Source organism: Arthrobacter globiformis NBRC 12137, from assembly GCF_000238915.1.
In the GTDB taxonomy this organism is placed as follows: domain Bacteria; phylum Actinomycetota; class Actinomycetes; order Actinomycetales; family Micrococcaceae; genus Arthrobacter; species Arthrobacter globiformis.
In genome coordinates, this window is record NZ_BAEG01000083.1 from 35,384 (window position 1) to 52,012 (window position 16,629).

The 16,629-nt window shown below is 65.4% G+C and carries 16 protein-coding genes; 6 read left to right on the forward strand and 10 right to left on the reverse strand.

Annotation, left to right across the window (positions count from 1 at the left end; all coding sequences use genetic code 11):
• The first annotated feature begins 50 nt into the window (after positions 1 to 50).
• The 6 genes from ARGLB_RS22515 (at position 51) to ARGLB_RS15875 (ending at position 5,373) form a co-directional block, all read left to right on the forward strand.
• Entirely contained in the window at positions 51 to 869 is an 819-nt protein-coding gene (locus tag ARGLB_RS22515; RefSeq protein ID WP_003804411.1) for a carboxyltransferase domain-containing protein, read from the forward strand.
• Positions 856 to 1,884 carry a 5-oxoprolinase subunit C family protein gene (locus ARGLB_RS15855; RefSeq protein WP_003804413.1) on the forward strand — a complete coding sequence of 343 codons (1,029 nt, stop codon included), beginning with the start codon at positions 856 to 858 and terminating at the stop codon, positions 1,882 to 1,884. Before ARGLB_RS22515 ends, ARGLB_RS15855 begins: the two co-directional genes overlap by 14 nt.
• A gap of 94 nt (positions 1,885 to 1,978) precedes the next feature.
• Positions 1,979 to 2,776, forward strand: a complete 798-nt coding sequence (locus tag ARGLB_RS15860) for an SDR family oxidoreductase (RefSeq protein ID WP_003804415.1) — start codon at positions 1,979 to 1,981, stop codon at positions 2,774 to 2,776.
• A complete protein-coding gene (locus ARGLB_RS15865) occupies positions 2,773 to 4,047 on the forward strand; it encodes a pyridoxal phosphate-dependent aminotransferase (protein ID WP_003804416.1) in 1,275 nt (424 codons plus the stop codon). The genes ARGLB_RS15860 and ARGLB_RS15865 overlap by 4 nt, the downstream gene beginning before the upstream one ends.
• Positions 4,048 to 4,656: a TetR/AcrR family transcriptional regulator gene (locus ARGLB_RS15870; RefSeq protein ID WP_003804418.1), complete on the forward strand. Its 609-nt coding sequence runs from the start codon at positions 4,048 to 4,050 to the stop codon at positions 4,654 to 4,656. It abuts the gene before it with no gap.
• Positions 4,657 to 4,680: 24 nt separating this feature from the next.
• Complete coding sequence (locus tag ARGLB_RS15875; RefSeq protein ID WP_003804420.1) at positions 4,681 to 5,373, forward strand: TetR/AcrR family transcriptional regulator; 693 nt, start codon at positions 4,681 to 4,683, stop codon at positions 5,371 to 5,373.
• Here the strand turns inward: ARGLB_RS15875 and ARGLB_RS15880 are convergent.
• The 10 genes from ARGLB_RS15880 to ARGLB_RS15925 all read right to left on the reverse strand — a co-directional run bounded on the left by ARGLB_RS15880 (position 5,370) and on the right by ARGLB_RS15925 (position 16,111).
• Positions 5,370 to 5,921 (reverse strand): hypothetical protein, encoded by a 552-nt coding sequence (locus ARGLB_RS15880; RefSeq protein WP_043419436.1) that lies wholly within the window; start codon positions 5,919 to 5,921, stop codon positions 5,370 to 5,372. The two genes, ARGLB_RS15875 and ARGLB_RS15880, sit on opposite strands and share 4 nt — an antisense overlap.
• Complete coding sequence (locus ARGLB_RS15885) at positions 5,905 to 6,120, reverse strand: hypothetical protein (RefSeq protein WP_043419439.1); 216 nt, start codon at positions 6,118 to 6,120, stop codon at positions 5,905 to 5,907. The genes ARGLB_RS15880 and ARGLB_RS15885 overlap by 17 nt, the downstream gene beginning before the upstream one ends.
• Positions 6,120 to 7,190: an L-idonate 5-dehydrogenase gene (locus ARGLB_RS15890; protein ID WP_003804423.1), complete on the reverse strand. Its 1,071-nt coding sequence runs from the start codon at positions 7,188 to 7,190 to the stop codon at positions 6,120 to 6,122. Before ARGLB_RS15890 ends, ARGLB_RS15885 begins: the two co-directional genes overlap by 1 nt.
• A gap of 1 nt (position 7,191) precedes the next feature.
• The gene (locus ARGLB_RS15895) at positions 7,192 to 7,965 is read right to left on the reverse strand and encodes an SDR family oxidoreductase (RefSeq protein ID WP_003804425.1); all 774 of its coding nucleotides are present in this window, start codon (positions 7,963 to 7,965) and stop codon (positions 7,192 to 7,194) included.
• Positions 7,966 to 8,234: 269 nt separating this feature from the next.
• Entirely contained in the window at positions 8,235 to 10,562 is a 2,328-nt protein-coding gene (locus tag ARGLB_RS15900) for a hypothetical protein (RefSeq protein WP_139023373.1), read from the reverse strand.
• 280 nt (positions 10,563 to 10,842) lie between these two features.
• A complete protein-coding gene (locus tag ARGLB_RS22885) occupies positions 10,843 to 11,922 on the reverse strand; it encodes a TM2 domain-containing protein (RefSeq protein ID WP_003804429.1) in 1,080 nt (359 codons plus the stop codon).
• 415 nt (positions 11,923 to 12,337) lie between these two features.
• Positions 12,338 to 12,754, reverse strand: coding sequence for an ester cyclase (locus tag ARGLB_RS15910; protein ID WP_043419443.1), 417 nt, complete (start codon positions 12,752 to 12,754; stop codon positions 12,338 to 12,340).
• A gap of 65 nt (positions 12,755 to 12,819) precedes the next feature.
• Positions 12,820 to 13,956: a threonine aldolase family protein gene (locus ARGLB_RS15915; RefSeq protein ID WP_003804432.1), complete on the reverse strand. Its 1,137-nt coding sequence runs from the start codon at positions 13,954 to 13,956 to the stop codon at positions 12,820 to 12,822.
• Complete coding sequence (locus ARGLB_RS15920) at positions 13,953 to 14,711, reverse strand: SDR family NAD(P)-dependent oxidoreductase (protein ID WP_043419444.1); 759 nt, start codon at positions 14,709 to 14,711, stop codon at positions 13,953 to 13,955. Before ARGLB_RS15920 ends, ARGLB_RS15915 begins: the two co-directional genes overlap by 4 nt.
• Positions 14,708 to 16,111 (reverse strand): DUF6421 family protein, encoded by a 1,404-nt coding sequence (locus ARGLB_RS15925; protein WP_003804436.1) that lies wholly within the window; start codon positions 16,109 to 16,111, stop codon positions 14,708 to 14,710. Before ARGLB_RS15925 ends, ARGLB_RS15920 begins: the two co-directional genes overlap by 4 nt.
• Between the last annotated feature and the right edge of the window lie 518 nt (positions 16,112 to 16,629).

Sequence of the window (16,629 nt, forward strand, 5' to 3'; positions counted from 1 at the left end):
CTTCCCCGACCCGCCAGCCACAGCCGGCGCCTGACACGAACCAAGGAACCATGAACCTCCAGCCAGCGCCCGAGCAGCCGACGCAACGATTATTGGACATCGAGGCGACACCATTCGGCGACTCGGGCCTGATGCTGAGGGTGGCGGCCAGCACAGCGGAAGAACGCCAGGCCGGAAGCCGCCTGATCCGCGAACTGGTGTTCGACCTGCAGCCGCACGGACTGCTGGACGTGGTGGCCGGCGTGGACTCGGTGCTGGTGGAGTTCGACTGCCTGGCCGTCAGCCACGGCCAACTCGCCCAGACCATCCGGCTCGCCGCGGCGGGCGGCGCCCGTGTCGCCGGCGGCTTGGGCGCTGCCGGCGGACCCGCCGCTGCGGGCGGGCCGGAGAAGACCGCTGCCGAGCTCTTCGAGATCCCGGTGGTGGTCAGCGAGGCCTTCTCCCCCGACCTTCCCGGCGTCGCCGACGAGCTGGGCATCAGCCAGGAAGCCGTGCTGGGAATCCTGGAGAGCACGGAGCTCTCCATCAACCTGCTCGCCTCCGCGATGGCGCCCATGATGGGCAGTCTCCCGTTCCCCGGCCAGGTCAGCCGCTGCCGGGAACCGCGCACCAACGTGGATCCCGGATCGGTGATGGTGGCCGGCACCAGCGCCATTATCCAGCCCTTTCCCGGCCCGAGCGGCTGGAAAGTCATCGGCCGCACGCCACTAACCGTGTGCGACATCAAGGAAGACCCCGCTACGTCCTACGCCCCGGGCGACCGCGTGCGCTTCCGGGTCGTCCCGGAGAGTGAATGGGAGGCGCTGGAGGGCCAGTTTCTCCGCCCGGCTGCCGCAAATTCCAGGGGGACCACCGATGGCAACCGCTGAACAAACCGTTGGACTGAAGATCCGCGAGGCCGGCTGGCTTTCCACGTTCCAGGACCTGGGCCGTGAACACTCCGAACACATGGGTGTCCCCTGCGGCGGCGCTGCCGACCAACATTCCGCCTCGGTGGCCAACATCCTCGTGGGCAACCTCCGCACCGGCACCTGCATCGAGACCATGGGCGGCCGGTTCAGCTTCACCCCCGACGCCCCGGTGCTGATCGCCGTCACCGGCGCCCCGGCGGATGTGACCGTCAACGGCGAGGCCGCCGCCATGTGGGAACCCGTCTGCGTCCCCGCCGGTGCGCGCGTGATCATCGCCAACGCGCGGGGCGGCATGCGCAACTACCTGGCCTTCAACGGGACGCTCGCCACCGGCCTTTTCATGGGCAGCGCGGCACCGGAGGCGCGCATGGGCTTCCCGCAGCAGATCGGCGTCGGCCAGGACCTTCAGCTCGCCACCAGCTACGCGGGCTTCGAACATCCCTACCTGTCCCAGCCCCTCTTCCGGCTTCCGGTCCCCGTTCCGGCCTTCAGCCCGGGCACGTGGCACATCGACATCGTCGACGGCCCGGAAACCGGCGCGGCACCCGGCATCAGGGAACTGCTGGCCTGCCGCGAGTACACCGTCACCGCGAAATCGAACCACGTGGGCCTGCGCCTGGACGGCCCGGTGGTCCACCCGGAGGGACTCGGCGAAATCGTGTCCCACGGCGTGCCGATCGGCGCCTTCGAGATCCCGCACGGCGACGAGCTCATCATCCTGGGCCGGTACCGGACGCTGACCGCCGGCTACCCGATCGTCGCCTTCGCCACCAAGGCGTCCCTGCCCATGCTGGGCCAGGCCCGCCCCGGCCAGAAGATGACCTTCCGCTGGGTCAGCAACGACGAAGCCGTGGAACGTTACCGCGAACAGCAGCGCCTGCTCACTGTTCTGGAGGAGCGCGTCCGCAGCCTGTTCGGTGCCGTCCGGCTGCCGCATGCCTCCGTCCAGGCTGCCCGGCCCGCCGCGGCGTGAAGTTCCACTGTCAGGGTGCTTGACCGAGCCATCCAAAAGATGAGAAACTTTTCTCATATGAAGCATGAATATCACTGCGATTAGGAGCGGTAAATTGGGACTTCTCGAAGGCAAGGTGGCCGTTGTCACCGGAGCCGGCACCGGCATGGGGCGCTCCACCGCCGCGCTGCTGGCAGCCGAGGGCGCGATCGTAGTGCTGGTGGGCCGGCGCAGTGAGGTGCTGGACGACGTCGCCTCCGCCATCACAGCCGACGGCGGCCGCGCCGTGGTGCGGGCAGCGGACATCTCCTCGAAAACGGACGTCGACGCCCTGATCGAGGACGTCCGCACCTCGCTCGGCCCGGTGGACATCCTGGTGAACAATGCCGGCAGCGCCAGCAAGGTCCTCAACGTCCGCTGGATCAGCCAGGAGGAATGGAACGAGGTCCTGGACGTCAACCTCAACGCCGTCTACCTGCTCACCCAGGCCGTCCTTCCAGACATGCTCTCCCGGAACACCGGCACCATCATCACCGTCTCCTCGCTGGCCGCCGTGAACCCGAACCTCCTGGGCGGCGCCGCCTACGGTGCGGCCAAGGCAGCCGTCCGGAACTTCATGACGTACCTGCACAACACCTTCCGCAACGAGGGCCTGCGCGCCGTCACCATCCTTCCCGGCGAAACCGCCACACCCATCCTGGACAACAGGGCACGCCCGCCGCACGCCGAGGAACGCGATGCCATGGTCCAGCCCGAGGACGTGGCCCGGGCCATCCACCTCGTGGCCACGCTGCCGCAGCGCACGGTGGTGCAGGAACTGATCATCGCCCCCACCGTGCAGCGCGACACCTCCGGAGACATCGAAATCAGCCGGTGGACCGGCGCCCCCGCAGGGGAAGTACCCCAGAGATGAAACGCCGCCGCACGTACTCCGCCAGCGCCACCGCCGCCGTCACGTCCAGCAGCGTCGCGACCCCCGCAAGCCATCCCTCAACACCAGGCAGGACCACCATGACCCTCGAACCAGCCGCTACCCTCGTCAGCGCCTTCCAGCCCTCGGAGGCAGTGCAGCGCGTCCAGCGCACGTCGCTGCGCGTCCAGCAGCCGCAGTCCAAGGGGGACCTCGTGTCCCTGGCGATGGGCGAACCGGACTTCGACACTCCCGCCCAGGTACGCGCCGCGGCCGCACAGGCCCTGGAAGAGGGCCACACCCACTACTCGCCGCTGCTCGGCGAGCAGGTGCTTCGCGAGGAGCTGGCCGCCCGTATCGGCCGGCTCCTCGACGGAGTGGCCAGCCCGGGCGACGTGCTCATCACCCAGGGCGGAACCGCCGGACTCTCCGCCGCGATCCTCGGCATCGTCAATCCCGGCGACAAAGTGGTCATTCCGGACCCCACCTACTCGTTGTACGCGGACCTGGTGAGCATGGCCGGCGGCACCACCGTTCCCGTGCCGCTCGCAGAGGACCTGCACTGGGACCTGGAAGCACTGGCCGCGGCATTGGAAGGCGCCAAGCTGTTCGTCTTCTGCAACCCCTCCAACCCGACGGGCATCGTGCACAGCCGCCGCGAACTCGAAGCCCTGGCGGACATGGTGGCCGGCACCGAGACCCTGGTGCTGTCCGACGAGGCCTACAGCGACCTCGTCTACACGCCCGAGCCCTTCGTCTCTGCTCTGGAGATCGAAGGCCTTCGCGGCCGGACCATCTACTGCCAGACCTTCTCCAAGAGCTACGCCATGACCGGCTGGCGGGTGGGCTACCTCTGGGGCCCGTCCGACGTCATCGCCTCGGCGGCCCGGGTCCACAACACGTTCAACGGCTCCATGAACACCGCCGTCCAGCTGGCCGCGCTGACCGCCCTGAAAACCTGCGGTCCGGACATCGAGCGCATGCACGCCTCCTACTCCCAGCGCCGCGAGCTGATGGCCAGCGGCCTCCGGAACATTCCCGGGCTCACTGTCAGTTCACCGGAAGGTGCCTTTTACCTCTTCCCCAAGTACGACGTCGACCTTCCGGCGGCCCAGATGGTGGCCCACCTGCGAGACTTTGGTGTGGCTGTCCGTCCGGGCAGCGAGTTCGGCCGCAACGGCGAATTCCACCTCCGCCTTTCCTATGCCGCGAGCGCCGAAGCCATCACGGCCGGCGTGGAACGCCTGGCCTCCGGCCTGGCAGCCCTCCGGTAGATGCTGGTCTCCAACCCCGCCTCGGGGCTCCGGCCCGACACCCTGCGCAGCCGGACGCTCCTGGTCAACGCCGCCGGCGCCCTGTTTGGCGCCGGCACGGCTGCGTCCATGGCAGACGTGGCCGCCGAGGCCGGCATTTCCACCGCCACCGCCTACCGCCATTTCGCGTCGGTTGATGAGGTGCTGGCTGCGTACCGCTTCGAGGTGGGGCGCGAGTTGCTGACTTTCAGCGCTGCCCAGGAGGCGCACGGGCACGAGCTGCTTGAGCTGGTCTGCCGGAAATGGGTGGAGCTGGTGGTGCAGCATGGCGGCTCGATGGTCCATACCCGCTCCGCCGAAGGCTACCTCGCCCGCATGCGGGACAGCGCCTACTACCTCACCGTGCAGGCCGACGCGCTGGCGCGGCCCCTCGACGAGGTGACCCGGGTCCTCGGCGTAGAGGGACAGGGCGACGAGGCCCTGTTCCTGTGGAATCTCTTCTTCGACCCGCGCGAAATCTTCGACCTCATTGAGAGCCTCGGCCTGACGCCGGACCAGGCGTCGGAGCGGTTGGTCCGCACGTTCACCGCCGCCCTCACAGGGTGGGCCGCCGCCAAGGCCCTAAGCTAGGTGAGTACCGAGAGGGGACCCAACATGCGTAGCGACACCCAGCGCAACCGACGACAACTCATCAAGGCCGCGGGCCAGCTGTTTGCTGCCCGCCGGGGTCCCATCAGCATGACCGACATCGCCAAGCATGCCGAGATCTCAACCGCCACGGCCTACCGCCATTTCGCCTCTGTCGAGGACATCCTGTCCGAATACCGTTTCGGCGTGGGCCAGAAACTGCGGGACTTCAGCCTCAAGCAGGACGCCACCGGGCTGGAACTGCTGGTAGCCGTCAGCCGTAAATGGGTGGACCTGGTCACCCGCCACGGCGGCGCCATGCTCTACACCCGTTCCGGTGAGGGCTACCTGGCACGCCTGCGCAAAGGCGCCTTTTACCTGACCGTCCAGGCGGAGGCGCTCGAACGGCCGCTCCGGGAAACCTGCGACGAGCTTGGCCTGGAGCCGCTGGGCGACGAGGCGATGTTCCTGTGGAACATCCTGTTCGACCCCCGCGAAATCCTCGACCTCATCAACACCGTCGGCCTCACCAAGGACCAGGCAACGGAACGGCTCGTCGCCGCGCTCAAGGGCGCCATGACGGGGTGGAGCGAGGACCGCGCCAGCGGCGGACGGACCAGCGACGAGCGCGCCGGCGCGGACAGCTCACGCGCAAACAGCTCAAACGACGCCTCGGCCGAGGGCGCTGCCGAGGCGGCATCGGATAAGGCCGCCAGCTAGGATCCCAGCCGGAAGTTCTCTGAACGGAGTCCCGTTCCGCGGGTGAGTTCGCGCAACCGGTCGGCCGTTATTGCCGTTAACGCGGCAATCCGGAAGACGTCCATTTCCCCGCTGCGAAGGACGTCCACGACGTCGGCACGAAACTGCCGGTCGGCGCTTTCCTTCTCCTCGATCACCGTCCGCAACTGCTCCGCCAGAGCGGCAAGTAGGGCAATGTGCTGCTCACGGGTGAGCTCCGGAACGTGGGAATCGGAAAAAGCCTTTGCTGTTTTCTTGACCTCGGTGATCTTCAGGCCGGTGGCGGCGGCCACGGCCGCCGCCTGCACGCCGCCGGCCACCGCCGCTGCCACGGACTCGTTGCGCCTGCCCAGCAGCCCGCGGAGGCGGCTTTGCCGGTGCGCCCGGGCCGCCTTTTCCTGGGCGAGCCTGCGCTCCAGGTCCAGGATTCCGCCGGATGCGGCCCGGGCTGAGGCAGCCCGGGCCGGCGCGGCGTTGGTGCGCTCCGCGGCGACGCGGCGCCGCGGCCGGGCATCAGGAATGTACGTCACGGCGCTGCAGGCACTCAACCAGTTCCCATTCAGCCGCCCGGTTCCGGAATGCCGGCATCATGCTTCCTTCCAGCACGCGGCAGACGGTGCCATCCGCGCCGACGGGTGCCCACTCGCCGCTGACAGGGCAGTGTGTCCCCGTCGTGGCGGTGACGGTGCGGGAGCGCGTGCTGGTGGCTTGGGCTGTGGTGCGCAGCATCAGATCTCCCCTGTGGCTGTCTCGGGAATGAACGAGATCAGGACCTTGCCAGAGCGGCCGGCGTCCTTGGCCGTAGCGAAAGCCTCCAATGCCTGGCTGAACGGGTACTCGTGCGTGACCACCGGATCCACGTGGAGGCTCCCCTCTGCCAGGGCGGTGAGGACCTCGTCCATTTCCGTGTTGAAGCGGAAGGAGCCCAGGAGGTCCAATTCGCGGGTAATGGCAAGCGAAATGGCCACCGGCTGTGCTCCGCTGGGCAGCAAGCCCACCATCACCACCTTGCCGCCGCGCATCGTTCCGCGGATGGCCGAGTCCAGGCCGCGGTGGTTCCCGGAGGACTCCACGGTGACGTCGGCCTCCACGGCGGCGATAGCATCGGCGTCGGACGCCAGAATGGTGCCGGTGGCACCCACCAGGCGCGCCCGCTCCAGCGGCTCCTCATGTACGTCGACGGCGATGATTTCCGACGCGCCCGCACGCTTGAGGACGGCGACCGCCAGGCATCCAATCGGTCCGCTGCCAATCACCAGCGCGCGCTTTCCCCGGACGTCGCCGGCGCGGGCGACAGCGTGCCAGGCAACGCTGGCGGGCTCGGCCAGGGCAGCCGCCCGCAGCGGAAGGCCGTCGGGCAGCGGGCGGAGCATGCGTGCGGGCAGGGCGGCGTACTGGCTGAAAGCACCCTGGGTGTGCGGGTACCGGGCGGCGCTGCCGAGGTAGGTGCATCCCGGGGACAGGTTGGGGCGGTCCTGCGGGTAGCGGGCGCCGTCGTCGCCGGGAGTGGCAGGATGGACCGCCACCCGGGTGCCTGCTGCCGGGCCCGAACCGTCCGCCGCTGCCTGCACGACCGTGCCCACCACTTCATGCCCGAGCACGAGCGGTTCGCGAAGCACGGATTCACCGGCGGCGCCATGCAGCCAGCAGTGGAGGTCGGATCCGCAAATGCCGCCGTAGGCGATCTGGACAACGGCCTCGTCGCTTTCCGGCTCTGCGGGTTGCATTGGATCCAGCCGCAGGTCGTCCACGCCATGGACCACCAGGGCCGCGCCCGCCGTCATGCTGTGGTTGATCATCTCAAACCACCGCCGTCATTCCGCCATCGATGAAGATGGTCTGTCCGTTGACGTACGCCGAAGCATCCGAGGCAAGCCACTGCACGGGCCCCATCAGGTCCTGCACGGTTCCCCACCGACCGGCAGGAGTCCGTTTGCAGATCCAACTGTTGAATTCCGGATCGTCCACCAGGGCCTGCGTCATCTCGGTGTGGATGTAACCCGGTGCCACCGCGTTGACCTGCAGCCCGGCTCCCGCCCACTCGGCAGTCATGGCACGGGTCAGATTCCGGAGGCCGCCCTTGGCCGCCGTGTAGGCACCAATCGTGGGACGTGCCAGGTCGGACTGCACGGAGCCGATGTTGATGATCTTGCCCCGAGCCCGCGGCAGCATCCGCCGGGCAACCTCGCGGCCCACCAGGAAAGCGCTCGTGAGGTCGGTGGAGATCACCCGGTTCCAGTCCTCGACGGCGAGGTCCAGCAGCGGGACGCGGTGCTGGATTCCGGCGTTGTTGATCAGGATGTCCAGCTCGCCCAGGTCCTCCTCGATGTGGGCGATGCCCTGTGCGACGGAGTCCTCGTCCGTGATGTCGAACGCCACAGCGTCCACACGGTCCGGGCCGAAGCGCTCGGCGAAGGCCTCGTGCGTCCGCTCCAGCCGTTCGGCGTCAAATCCATGCAGCACCAGACTGGCACCGGCTGCGGCTAGGCCGCCGGCCAATGCCTGTCCGATGCCCCTGGAGGAGCCGGTGACCAGGGCGCGGCGTCCCGTCAAATCAAAAGGGGTTGTTTTCATCAGCGCTTCCTTCGTGCCTCGAAAGGCGCCGCGCTTCTCTGCGGCGGCGAAATTTGGTTCCTTCCCAGCGTAGGCACGGACTCGGGTAAATACAAGAATTTTTTCTCATTTGAGTATAAAATCTTATTTCCTTGGTCCAACTGAGCAGCAGCGTAGGGCCTTCTCAGCTGTGGGCACGCCGCTGGTGCTGCTTACCTGGGGAAGCAGGTCGGTTTTTCAGCCTGCGTATGGCACGTCGGCAGCTGGTAGCGGAACGTTCAGCTGCCGGTTCAGGTGTCGTGCATGTCCTTCAGCTGGCGTAGCCATGCCTTCAGCTGACCGATTTCCGGGGAGCTCAGGACGCGCCCTTTGATGCTGCTCTGCAGTTTCTCGACAAACTTGCCAGCGGGAGCATCAGGTGGCACGTCGGCATCAAGCCATTGGTCATGGATCTCCTCAGGGGATTCGATGCCGGCCTGCACCAGCGCGCCCACCACTTCCACCCGGTATTCATGAACCGGTCCGGCTTCCCCTTCAGCGCGGACAGCTTGGGCCCGGCGAACGAGCGCTGCCAGCCTGCACAGCCGCTTCAGCACCAGGGGGCTCACCTGAAGGTAGGCACTGACGGCACTCTGCCCCACTTCTTTCTGGTAAAGGTCGCCGGGCCTTGCGATCCCCGCCTCCCGCAACCGCTTCTCGTGGGGCTCGAACGCCTCCAGCTTCCAGTAGTCCTCACGCGGCTTCACGCCCAGGAAGTGCAGGAAGTCCCCATCCTTCCGGAGTGCCCCCAGCTCTGGGTCCTTCCGTGCCCATTCCTTGAGGTCCTGGTCAGAAAATGCAAACGTGAGCCGCCGCTTCACGTCCTCCTTCGCTGCCAAGCCTTCCTGCCGGGCGATGCTGCACGCCGCGCTGTAGGCGGTGTGCGGAGCCACAGATGCGAGCGCCTGCTTGCGCAGGTCCTCGGACTGCGGATCACTCGGATCTCCAGATCCGAGCAGGTCGCAGTAGGCCAGCGCGGCATCCAGACGCATGGCCCGGGCCAACGGAGCCGGGACGTCTAGATGCCGCGACGGCTCAAGCTTCCGCACCAGATTCGCTGCGACCTCCAGCGCCCGCGGCTGCAATTGCTGGAAGGCTGGAGAGCCAGGCGGCAAGTTGAGTACAGCGGTGAGAAACGTCTTTTCAATGCGATGCAGCAGCGGCGTATAGCCAGCCTGAGAAATGGCTCGGCGTGTGATGCCGTCCTTGATCGCCGCGGCCCTACCGGACAGCCACTCCGCGTAGGCACTGATCGTCCATGAATCTGTGCTGTCCCGGTACATGTGGTTTTGAAGTGCCACCTCGGCGAGCATGTTCGCTGCGTCGTAATCCATGGCGGCACCGAGCAGCCTCTTTGCCCGCTCGCCGGCCATGGCGCTGTCTGTGGTTGCAACGTATTGCAGCCCGAGGCTGCGCCAGTCCGTGGTCCCACACAGGCCCTCAAAACCGTAGTGCTTCCTGGCCAGCATCACGAGGATGTAGGCGGCAGCCATCTTGTGGAGTTCGAGCTCCGCGGCGCTGTCCGCCTTGGCGGCACTTTTGGCATCCTGGCTGGCTCCTTCGCTCTGACCGCCCGCCAGATGCAGTTGTTTCCTGTCAATCGTGGTGGCGCCAACGCTGGCTCCGTTTCGGGCTACAGCCACGGCCAACGAATCGTCATCGGCGGAGGAAACCACCACCCGCCATGGCCGGACGCCGAAGATGGAGAGCAGGATCTTCTGAACTGCAGCCAGCACCTTGTTGGTGAAGGTGAGAGGCATTGTGTCAGGGCCCAGCGCCGTGACGTCGGCTCCTTCAGGAATTTCCAGTCCTCGGGGCGCGTCGCCACCCAGCTCGTGGAGCAGGGCACCGATCCGTGATACGTCAACCTTGCTCGTTTCTCCCTTGGTGTCACGCACGTCCAGCGACACGCGCAGCCGGCTGCTCAGGTAGGTAGCCAAAATCAGTGAACCGGCTATTGCGAGCAAGCCACCCCCTAGCATCGGCCCGGTGGCGCTCCCCACTACGGGAGTCATTTCCCAGGCAGGCGCCAGGACGATCAAGCAAGTGCCCACCAGAATGGAGGCCAGCCCAGCGAGCGCCAAAATGGCCCGGTCCGCCGGGCTCTTCCTCGCCCCGGCGATCTTCGGCAGGAAGACAAGCAGCCTACCCAGCACCAAGAATGCAGCAATCAGCCCCAGCAGTGCGGGACCCGCCTTTGCCAGTGGATCTATTGATTCCGCGGTAAACCGGTCCCAGTTGGCGCCTACATCCTGGATAAAGGTAGTCTCGGCCGGCGGCGCTGCTGGCGCTTGTTCTATCCTGAGGACTGCCGCGAGACGCTGCGCCTCGCATGCCGTAGTTGCTGCCAGCGCGGGGCTGCGCAACTGGCCGCGGATCTTTTCTATGAGGGCAAGAGCTTCCTCAGGTTTTTTGTCCGCGGTCAGCTTGTCGGCCCGCGCGCAGAGAGAGCCGAGGCTGTCCGTTGGTGCCGGGGCAGGAGTCGGCTCCGACGTTGGAGCGGGCGCCGTAACAGAAGTAGATGAAGTGGTGACCGGCGAGCCGGCAGGCGTCGGATTAGGCAACAGAACCAGGCCCAAGCCCAGTCCCAGGAGCCCAACAATTAGGGCACTGGCCCAAGCCAACCGGTGTCGCTCAATCGGGGTTTCTGTAATTACCTCGGATATCGAAGCAGACGCCTTCGAAAGTTCTGTACCCATATAACTCGCCGGCTTTCGGAGCCCTCACGGTTATTGTGCTCTTCGGCTGAACAAAGGAAAAGACTGGTTTCGGCAGGCTCAAACAGCGGACACAAAAGGCCCCGCCGGACCGGGCTTGGTGCCGGGTCCCGCTGGGCCTCTTCGGTGAGAGCCAGGAACGCTACTTCGCCGTGATGGTCCAGTCGCCGTCGGAGTTGACCTGGACGAAGCCCGGCGTCAGCTGCACGGTGCCGCTGTAGTCGCCGATCTTGTTGACAGCCAGCTCGGGGACCTCGCTGCCGAAGCCCTGCACTACGAAGTTGCTTTCGCCCTTGTTGGTGATGGTTGCCTTGTCGCTGGCCACGTCCCAGTAGAGGACCTTGTCGCCGTGGCCGCTGACCTTGTCCGTGGAGGAGGGGACATTGTCGATGTCCTCGATTTTTAAGGTCCAGGCGGAGTCGGCGCTGACGTTGAACTCGGTGGTGGGCGCACCGGCGCTGGTGTCCACGAGGTGCGAACCGGCGTAGGCGCCTGTGGTGTTGACCAGCAGTATCTCGGCGCCGTTGGTTTCCAGGACGGTGTTGCCACTGCAGGCTTTGCAGGTGAAGGTCACCACGGCCGGGAGTCCCTTGAGGTCAACCGTCTTGACGTCATCGCCGGTACCCGTCAGCGTCTGCGCCTTGAGGTGCGGCCGGTCTTCTCCGGCGGCTGCCTCCTCAGTGGTTGTCGGCTCCGCGGAGGAACTCGCGGCGCTCTCCTGGGTGACAGGTGCGGCCGAGATGATCGGCGGGGTGGCGGCCTGCCGGACAATGGTGGCAGCAGCAATCCCGCTGAACACGCCGATCACCAGGTTGACCACCAAAAGGACAACCGTGACCACAACGGCCACCTTCTTGTGCTGCGCATATCCTGCCAGCGGCCGCCGGTTCTTGTCCGTCTGCCTCCCCGCCAGTGTGACGATCAGGTCAACAAGCGACCAGATGCCCAGACCGCCCAGGGTCAGCAGCTTGGCGATGCCCGTGCCGATCTTGCCCAGGTAGAACCGGTCCACGCCCAGGCCGCCCAGGAGGAGCGAAAACAGCCAGGTGACCAGGAAGGACTTCTGCGGTTCCGCCCCGTACTGTCCCGGGAAGGCCCCGTACTGCCCCGGATACGCCTGCCCAGCGTTCTGCCCGTCCAACAACTGCCCGTTCGCATACTGCGGCGCGCCGTAGGTGGTGTAGTCGGAGGGCGGCGGCGGGGTTGGGCCGGGGTGGCTCATTGCGGTCCTTTCAGGGCAGGCGACGGCAGGGGTCGCCGAGGTGGCGGAGTCAGGAAAGTGGGTGGGCAGTGCGGAAAGGGAGCGGCGCGGAAGGGTGGGGTCGGGCGGGAAATCCACCTGCGGAAGGAATACCGCGTAAACGGAATCCTGTGGTGAATGACACGTCGCCTGACAGCGGGCACATGGCTTCAAAAAGCCCGTTTGCTTAAGGCTTTATGGCTTGCACATCTGCTGCTGTCCCCCAGTTTGACGCTTTGGCGTCACCGCCCCCAGAAGGGATATTACAGGGCTTCCGGAGGGCTTGCGGGGACGCCACGGCGCGTCCCGGAAGACGCGCCGGAAAGACGTACGACGACGACGGTCCCCGCCCGCCGTCGTCGTACTTTTGCCCTCTATTGGGGTCGCTTTCCCGGCCCTACTTTGGCACTGCTCCGATCTGCTGCATGAGGCTCAGCGTGTCCGTCGATCCCCAGTGTTCGGCCACCTTGCCGTCCTCCACCCGGATGATGTCGATGCCCGAGAATTCCACCGACTTGCCGGTGGCCGGGACTCCGGCGAAGTCACCCTGGTGCGTCCCCGTGAGGACCGTGTGGACGGCCTCCAGGTTCCCGTCGGCGAGCGCCGGTTCGGACGTCTTCACCGCGAGGTCCGGAAACGCGGTCCGGATGGCGTTCACATAGAACTTCACACCCTCCTTGCCCGGGGGTTGGCCGGGGAAACCCTCCTCGTGGTCGACGACGTCGTCCGTCACCAACTCGTCGATGAGCGACAGATTGCCGCCCGTCAGTACCTCGTCGTAAAAGCGCTTGATCAATCCCTGTCCGCCAGCCATCTCGTGCTCCTTAGTGCTTGTGGCTGTGTATGGCAGTTGCATTGTCCTCCTGCCCGATTACCGCTTCAACGGTCAAATGCCTTCTCGGAATCCGACGGTTGTGAAGCTGGGGAGCCTACGGCAGCTTCAACGGCAGCCAAGAGAGATTGGACGTCGGTTTCGGTGGTGTCCCAGGAGCACATCCACCGGACTTCGCCGCGTGCCTGGTCCCAGTCATAGAAGCGGAAGGATTCCCGGACTTTCGCGGCTGCCCCGGGCGGGAGGAGGGCAAAGACGCCATTGGACTGTGTTGCTTGCGTCAGGGAGACGCCCTTAATGGCCGAGATTCCTTCGCTGAGACGTTGAGCCATCTCGTTGGCGTGGCTGGCGGACCGTAGCCATAACCCGTCCGTTAGCAGGGCGACCATTTGCGCGGAGACGAAACGCATCTTTGAGGCAAGCTGCATGTTCATCTTGCGCAGGTAGCTCATGCCTGGGTCAGACTGTGGGTTGAGCCAGATAACGGCTTCGCCGAACAGCAGCCCGTTTTTGGTGCCGCCAAAGGACAAGACGTCGACGCCGACGTCGGTGGTGAATGCCTGCAAAGGAACCCCGAGATGTGCTGCAGCGTTGGCCAGCCGTGCTCCGTCCAGGTGCAGTTTCATTCCCTTCGCATGGACGTGTTCAGCGATCCGTTGGATTTCTTCCGGCGTGTAGCAGGTGCCGAGTTCCGTGGGCTGGGTGATCGATACGGCCAGCGGTTGCGCCCGGTGCTCGTCTCCCCATCCCCAGGCTTCGGCGTCGATCAATTCCGGGGTGAGTTTGCCATCCGGTGTGGGGATCGGGAGGAGCTTTATCCCACCAATCCGTTCCGGGGCGCCGTTTTCGTCGGTATTGATATGCGCTGTTGCTGCGCAGATGACAGCACCCCAACGCGGGAGCAGGGCTTGCAGGGCAAGGACATTGGCCCCTGTTCCATTGAAGACCGGATATGCCGTAGCAGTTGTCCCGAAGTGGGACCGGATGACCTCTTGAAGCGCCGCTGAGTAGACATCTTCGCCGTATGCGGTGACGTGGCCTTCGTTGGCTGCCTGGACTGCTTCGATGATTTCGGGGTGAGCCCCAGCGTAGTTATCCGAGGCGAAGCCCCGGTATGCCGGGTCGTGCAGGCGCCCCGCCAGTACCTGCGGGGCGCCTGCCTTGGCATCAACGCTGACGCTCATGCCGGTGCGCCCACGAGGTGGCCGGCCGTGAGGGGCAAGCGCTGCCCGTTGATCTGTTCTGCATCCAGGCCGAAGATCCGCTGTACAGCGTCGGCAAGGACACCGACATCCGTGAAGCCCGGAAATTTCCGTTCCGGCTGGGCTGCGCGCATCCGGTCATCGACCAGAGCCTTGACGACGAAGACCAGGGCGGCTGAGTGCTGAGCGGAGAGGGGGCTTTCGTTTCCTCCCTGCAGGTGCCGGAATCCGTCGGCCACGGCCAGGGTCCACGCCTCGGCGGCGGACTTGACGGCGGCATAGGCGGCGCCGTCCACTGTCGGCGAGGAAGCGGACTGTGCAGAAACAATGGCCAGGCGACCCACCGGGGAGGCAGCCAGGTCATCGTAAAACGCGCGGCTGGTGTTCCTCAGGGTGGTGAGGACACTGGTGTGCAGGAAGTCCCAGTCTCCATCCGTCTGGCCTTTAATGCCGGTACCGCCTCGCCACCCTCCTACAAGATGGATAAGGCCGTCCACGGGACCCAGATCTTTCCGGACAGACGCCGCCAAGTCCTCAACGGCTTGCAGGTCCGCGAGGTTGCAGACATAGCCCGTGACGTTGTCATACGCCGCCGAGAGCTCCTGCACACGGTCCTCAAGGATGTCCACGGCGGCCACGCGTGCCCCTGCCTGCGAGAGGGTTCGGACTACCGCAGCGCCGGCAGCGCTTGTCGAACCGGCGACGACGACCGTACGTCCCAAGAGCTCCTGGCTCATGCGCCCACCCCGCCCTCAGTCTTCACCGGGCTCTTACCGGTGATCCCGGCAGTTGATTCAATGACCGAGGACATCTTCTTCTCCAGTGCCTCGTAGAACATCGACAGGGGGAATTCGTCATCAAGGACCTGGTCCGTCAGTCCCCGGGGAGGGCCGTCGAGCGGAAGGGCCTCCGGTCCCTTGGCCCACACGGAGGCCGGGTGGGGGGTGAGGGTTTCCGAGACGAGCTCGTAAGCAGCCAGCCAGTGTGCGGTCTTCGGCCTGTCGATTGAACGCCAGTAGAGTTCCTCGATGCGGAGACCCAGCTCGACGACCACGCCGGCGACGTCCTTCCAGTCGATGCTCAACTTTCCATCGGTCCAATGCAGAACCCGGTGCTGGTGCATCCAGGCGAACAGCAACTGGCCGCCCACGGCGTCGTAGTTCCGGACCCGGTTCCCCGTAATCGCGAAGCGGAAAATGCGGTCGAAGATCACGGCGTACTGGACCAGCTTGGCGTGCTTGCGGGCGTCCTCGGAAGCCGTTTCGTCCCGCTCGATGAGGACTGATTCGCGGAAGGCGGTCAGGTCACAGCGGAGCTCCTCCAGGGAGTACAGGAAATACGGCATCCGCTGCTTGATCATGAACGGGTCAAAGGGCAGGTCACCGCGCATGTGGGTCCGGTCATGGATCAGATCCCACATCACGAAGGTCTTCTCGGTGAGGTGCTGGTCGTCGATGAATTCCGCGGCGTCAGCGGGCAGGTCCAGGGATGTGATGTCGGCAGCAGCTTTGAGGACGCGACGGAACCGGGCAGCTTCGCGGTCCGCGAAAATGCCTCCCCACGTGAAGGACGGGGTGCTCCGGACCGCCACGCTCTCGGGGAAGAGAACCGCGGAGTTCGTGTCATAGCCGGGCGTGAAATCGACGAAGCTGATGGGGACGAACAGCTTGTTGGAGTAGCTTCCTGCCTCCAGTTCAGCGACGAAGGAAGGCCAAATGACCTCGATGAGGACGGCCTCGAAGTAGCGGTTGGTGCTGCCGTTCTGCGTGTACATGGGGAACACAACCAGGTGCGGAAGCCCATCGATGCGCCACTGCTCGGGGTGGAAGGCCACCAATGAGTCAAGGAAATCCGGTACGACGAAGCCCTCGGCCGCCCACCGCTGGAAGTCCTGCACGAGCAGTTCAAGATAGTCCGTGTCATGAGGGAGGTGGGGGCGCAGGTCATTTATTGAGTCAGTGATGATGCCGACATTCTGGCGGGCCTGGTCATGGTCGGCGGGTTCCGGAACGGAACCGTCCTGCACCTGAACCTGCTGCAGCCCGATGACGGCTGCCTTCAGGGCTTGCCATGCCGGGAGCGCCTTGAGGTCTTCTGCCCGGGTGATTGTCACTTCCGGGTTTGCGATTACAGACATGCTGGTTCCTTCCGTTGAGGGGATTCCTGAAGAAGCTAGCAGTGCGTAAGCATGCGTGAAGCATAATTCGCCAATGCATAAGAAATGCTTTTGCTAAAGCGCCCCTCCCGACTGCTTTGCTGCGCCCGGACTTAAGGTCGGGTGCAATTGGGACACCCCTCGTGGCCCCCCTGCGCTTGACGAGAGACTCCGACACCTCTCGTGCATTTTTTATCCCGGCCCCATTCGCCCAACGCTCGCGGCTGACATAGCAGATCGTCAGAGCTGCTTACTCACTGGAAAGAACCAAATCAGCAAGTCTTACGCTCAGTTCGGGTAACCGACGCCCATTCGTAAGGACTTCACCCGTCGGACGTGCAACATTCGCCACGCCAAAAGCCGCTTCCTTCACCTGTGTTAGCTTGATCACCATCCTTCCCGGCCCGGGGGCGCCGGAAGGCCTAAATCCACCGCAGCTACCTTTTCGGAGGCACCATGGGACTTGGCTCCCACACGCAAAAAAGTGACCGGGCTATTGC

Excerpts from the sequence above, each read along its gene's own strand:
- ARGLB_RS15875 (WP_003804420.1), top strand. The coding sequence starts at position 4,681 with ATGCGTAGCGACACCCAGCGCAACCGACGACAACTCATCAAGGCCGCG.
- ARGLB_RS15870 (WP_003804418.1), top strand. The coding sequence starts at position 4,048 with ATGCTGGTCTCCAACCCCGCCTCGGGGCTCCGGCCCGACACCCTGCGC.
- ARGLB_RS22515 (WP_003804411.1), top strand. The coding sequence starts at position 51 with ATGAACCTCCAGCCAGCGCCCGAGCAGCCGACGCAACGATTATTGGAC.
- ARGLB_RS22885 (WP_003804429.1), bottom strand. The coding sequence starts at position 11,922 with ATGAGCCACCCCGGCCCAACCCCGCCGCCGCCCTCCGACTACACCACC.
- ARGLB_RS15925 (WP_003804436.1), bottom strand. The coding sequence starts at position 16,111 with ATGTCTGTAATCGCAAACCCGGAAGTGACAATCACCCGGGCAGAAGAC.
- ARGLB_RS15895 (WP_003804425.1), bottom strand. The coding sequence starts at position 7,965 with ATGAAAACAACCCCTTTTGATTTGACGGGACGCCGCGCCCTGGTCACC.
- ARGLB_RS15920 (WP_043419444.1), bottom strand. The coding sequence starts at position 14,711 with ATGAGCCAGGAGCTCTTGGGACGTACGGTCGTCGTCGCCGGTTCGACA.
- ARGLB_RS15865 (WP_003804416.1), top strand. The coding sequence starts at position 2,773 with ATGAAACGCCGCCGCACGTACTCCGCCAGCGCCACCGCCGCCGTCACG.
- ARGLB_RS15855 (WP_003804413.1), top strand. The coding sequence starts at position 856 with ATGGCAACCGCTGAACAAACCGTTGGACTGAAGATCCGCGAGGCCGGC.
- ARGLB_RS15885 (WP_043419439.1), bottom strand. The coding sequence starts at position 6,120 with ATGCTGCGCACCACAGCCCAAGCCACCAGCACGCGCTCCCGCACCGTC.
- ARGLB_RS15890 (WP_003804423.1), bottom strand. The coding sequence starts at position 7,190 with ATGATCAACCACAGCATGACGGCGGGCGCGGCCCTGGTGGTCCATGGC.
- ARGLB_RS15915 (WP_003804432.1), bottom strand. The coding sequence starts at position 13,956 with ATGAGCGTCAGCGTTGATGCCAAGGCAGGCGCCCCGCAGGTACTGGCG.
- ARGLB_RS15910 (WP_043419443.1), bottom strand. The coding sequence starts at position 12,754 with ATGGCTGGCGGACAGGGATTGATCAAGCGCTTTTACGACGAGGTACTG.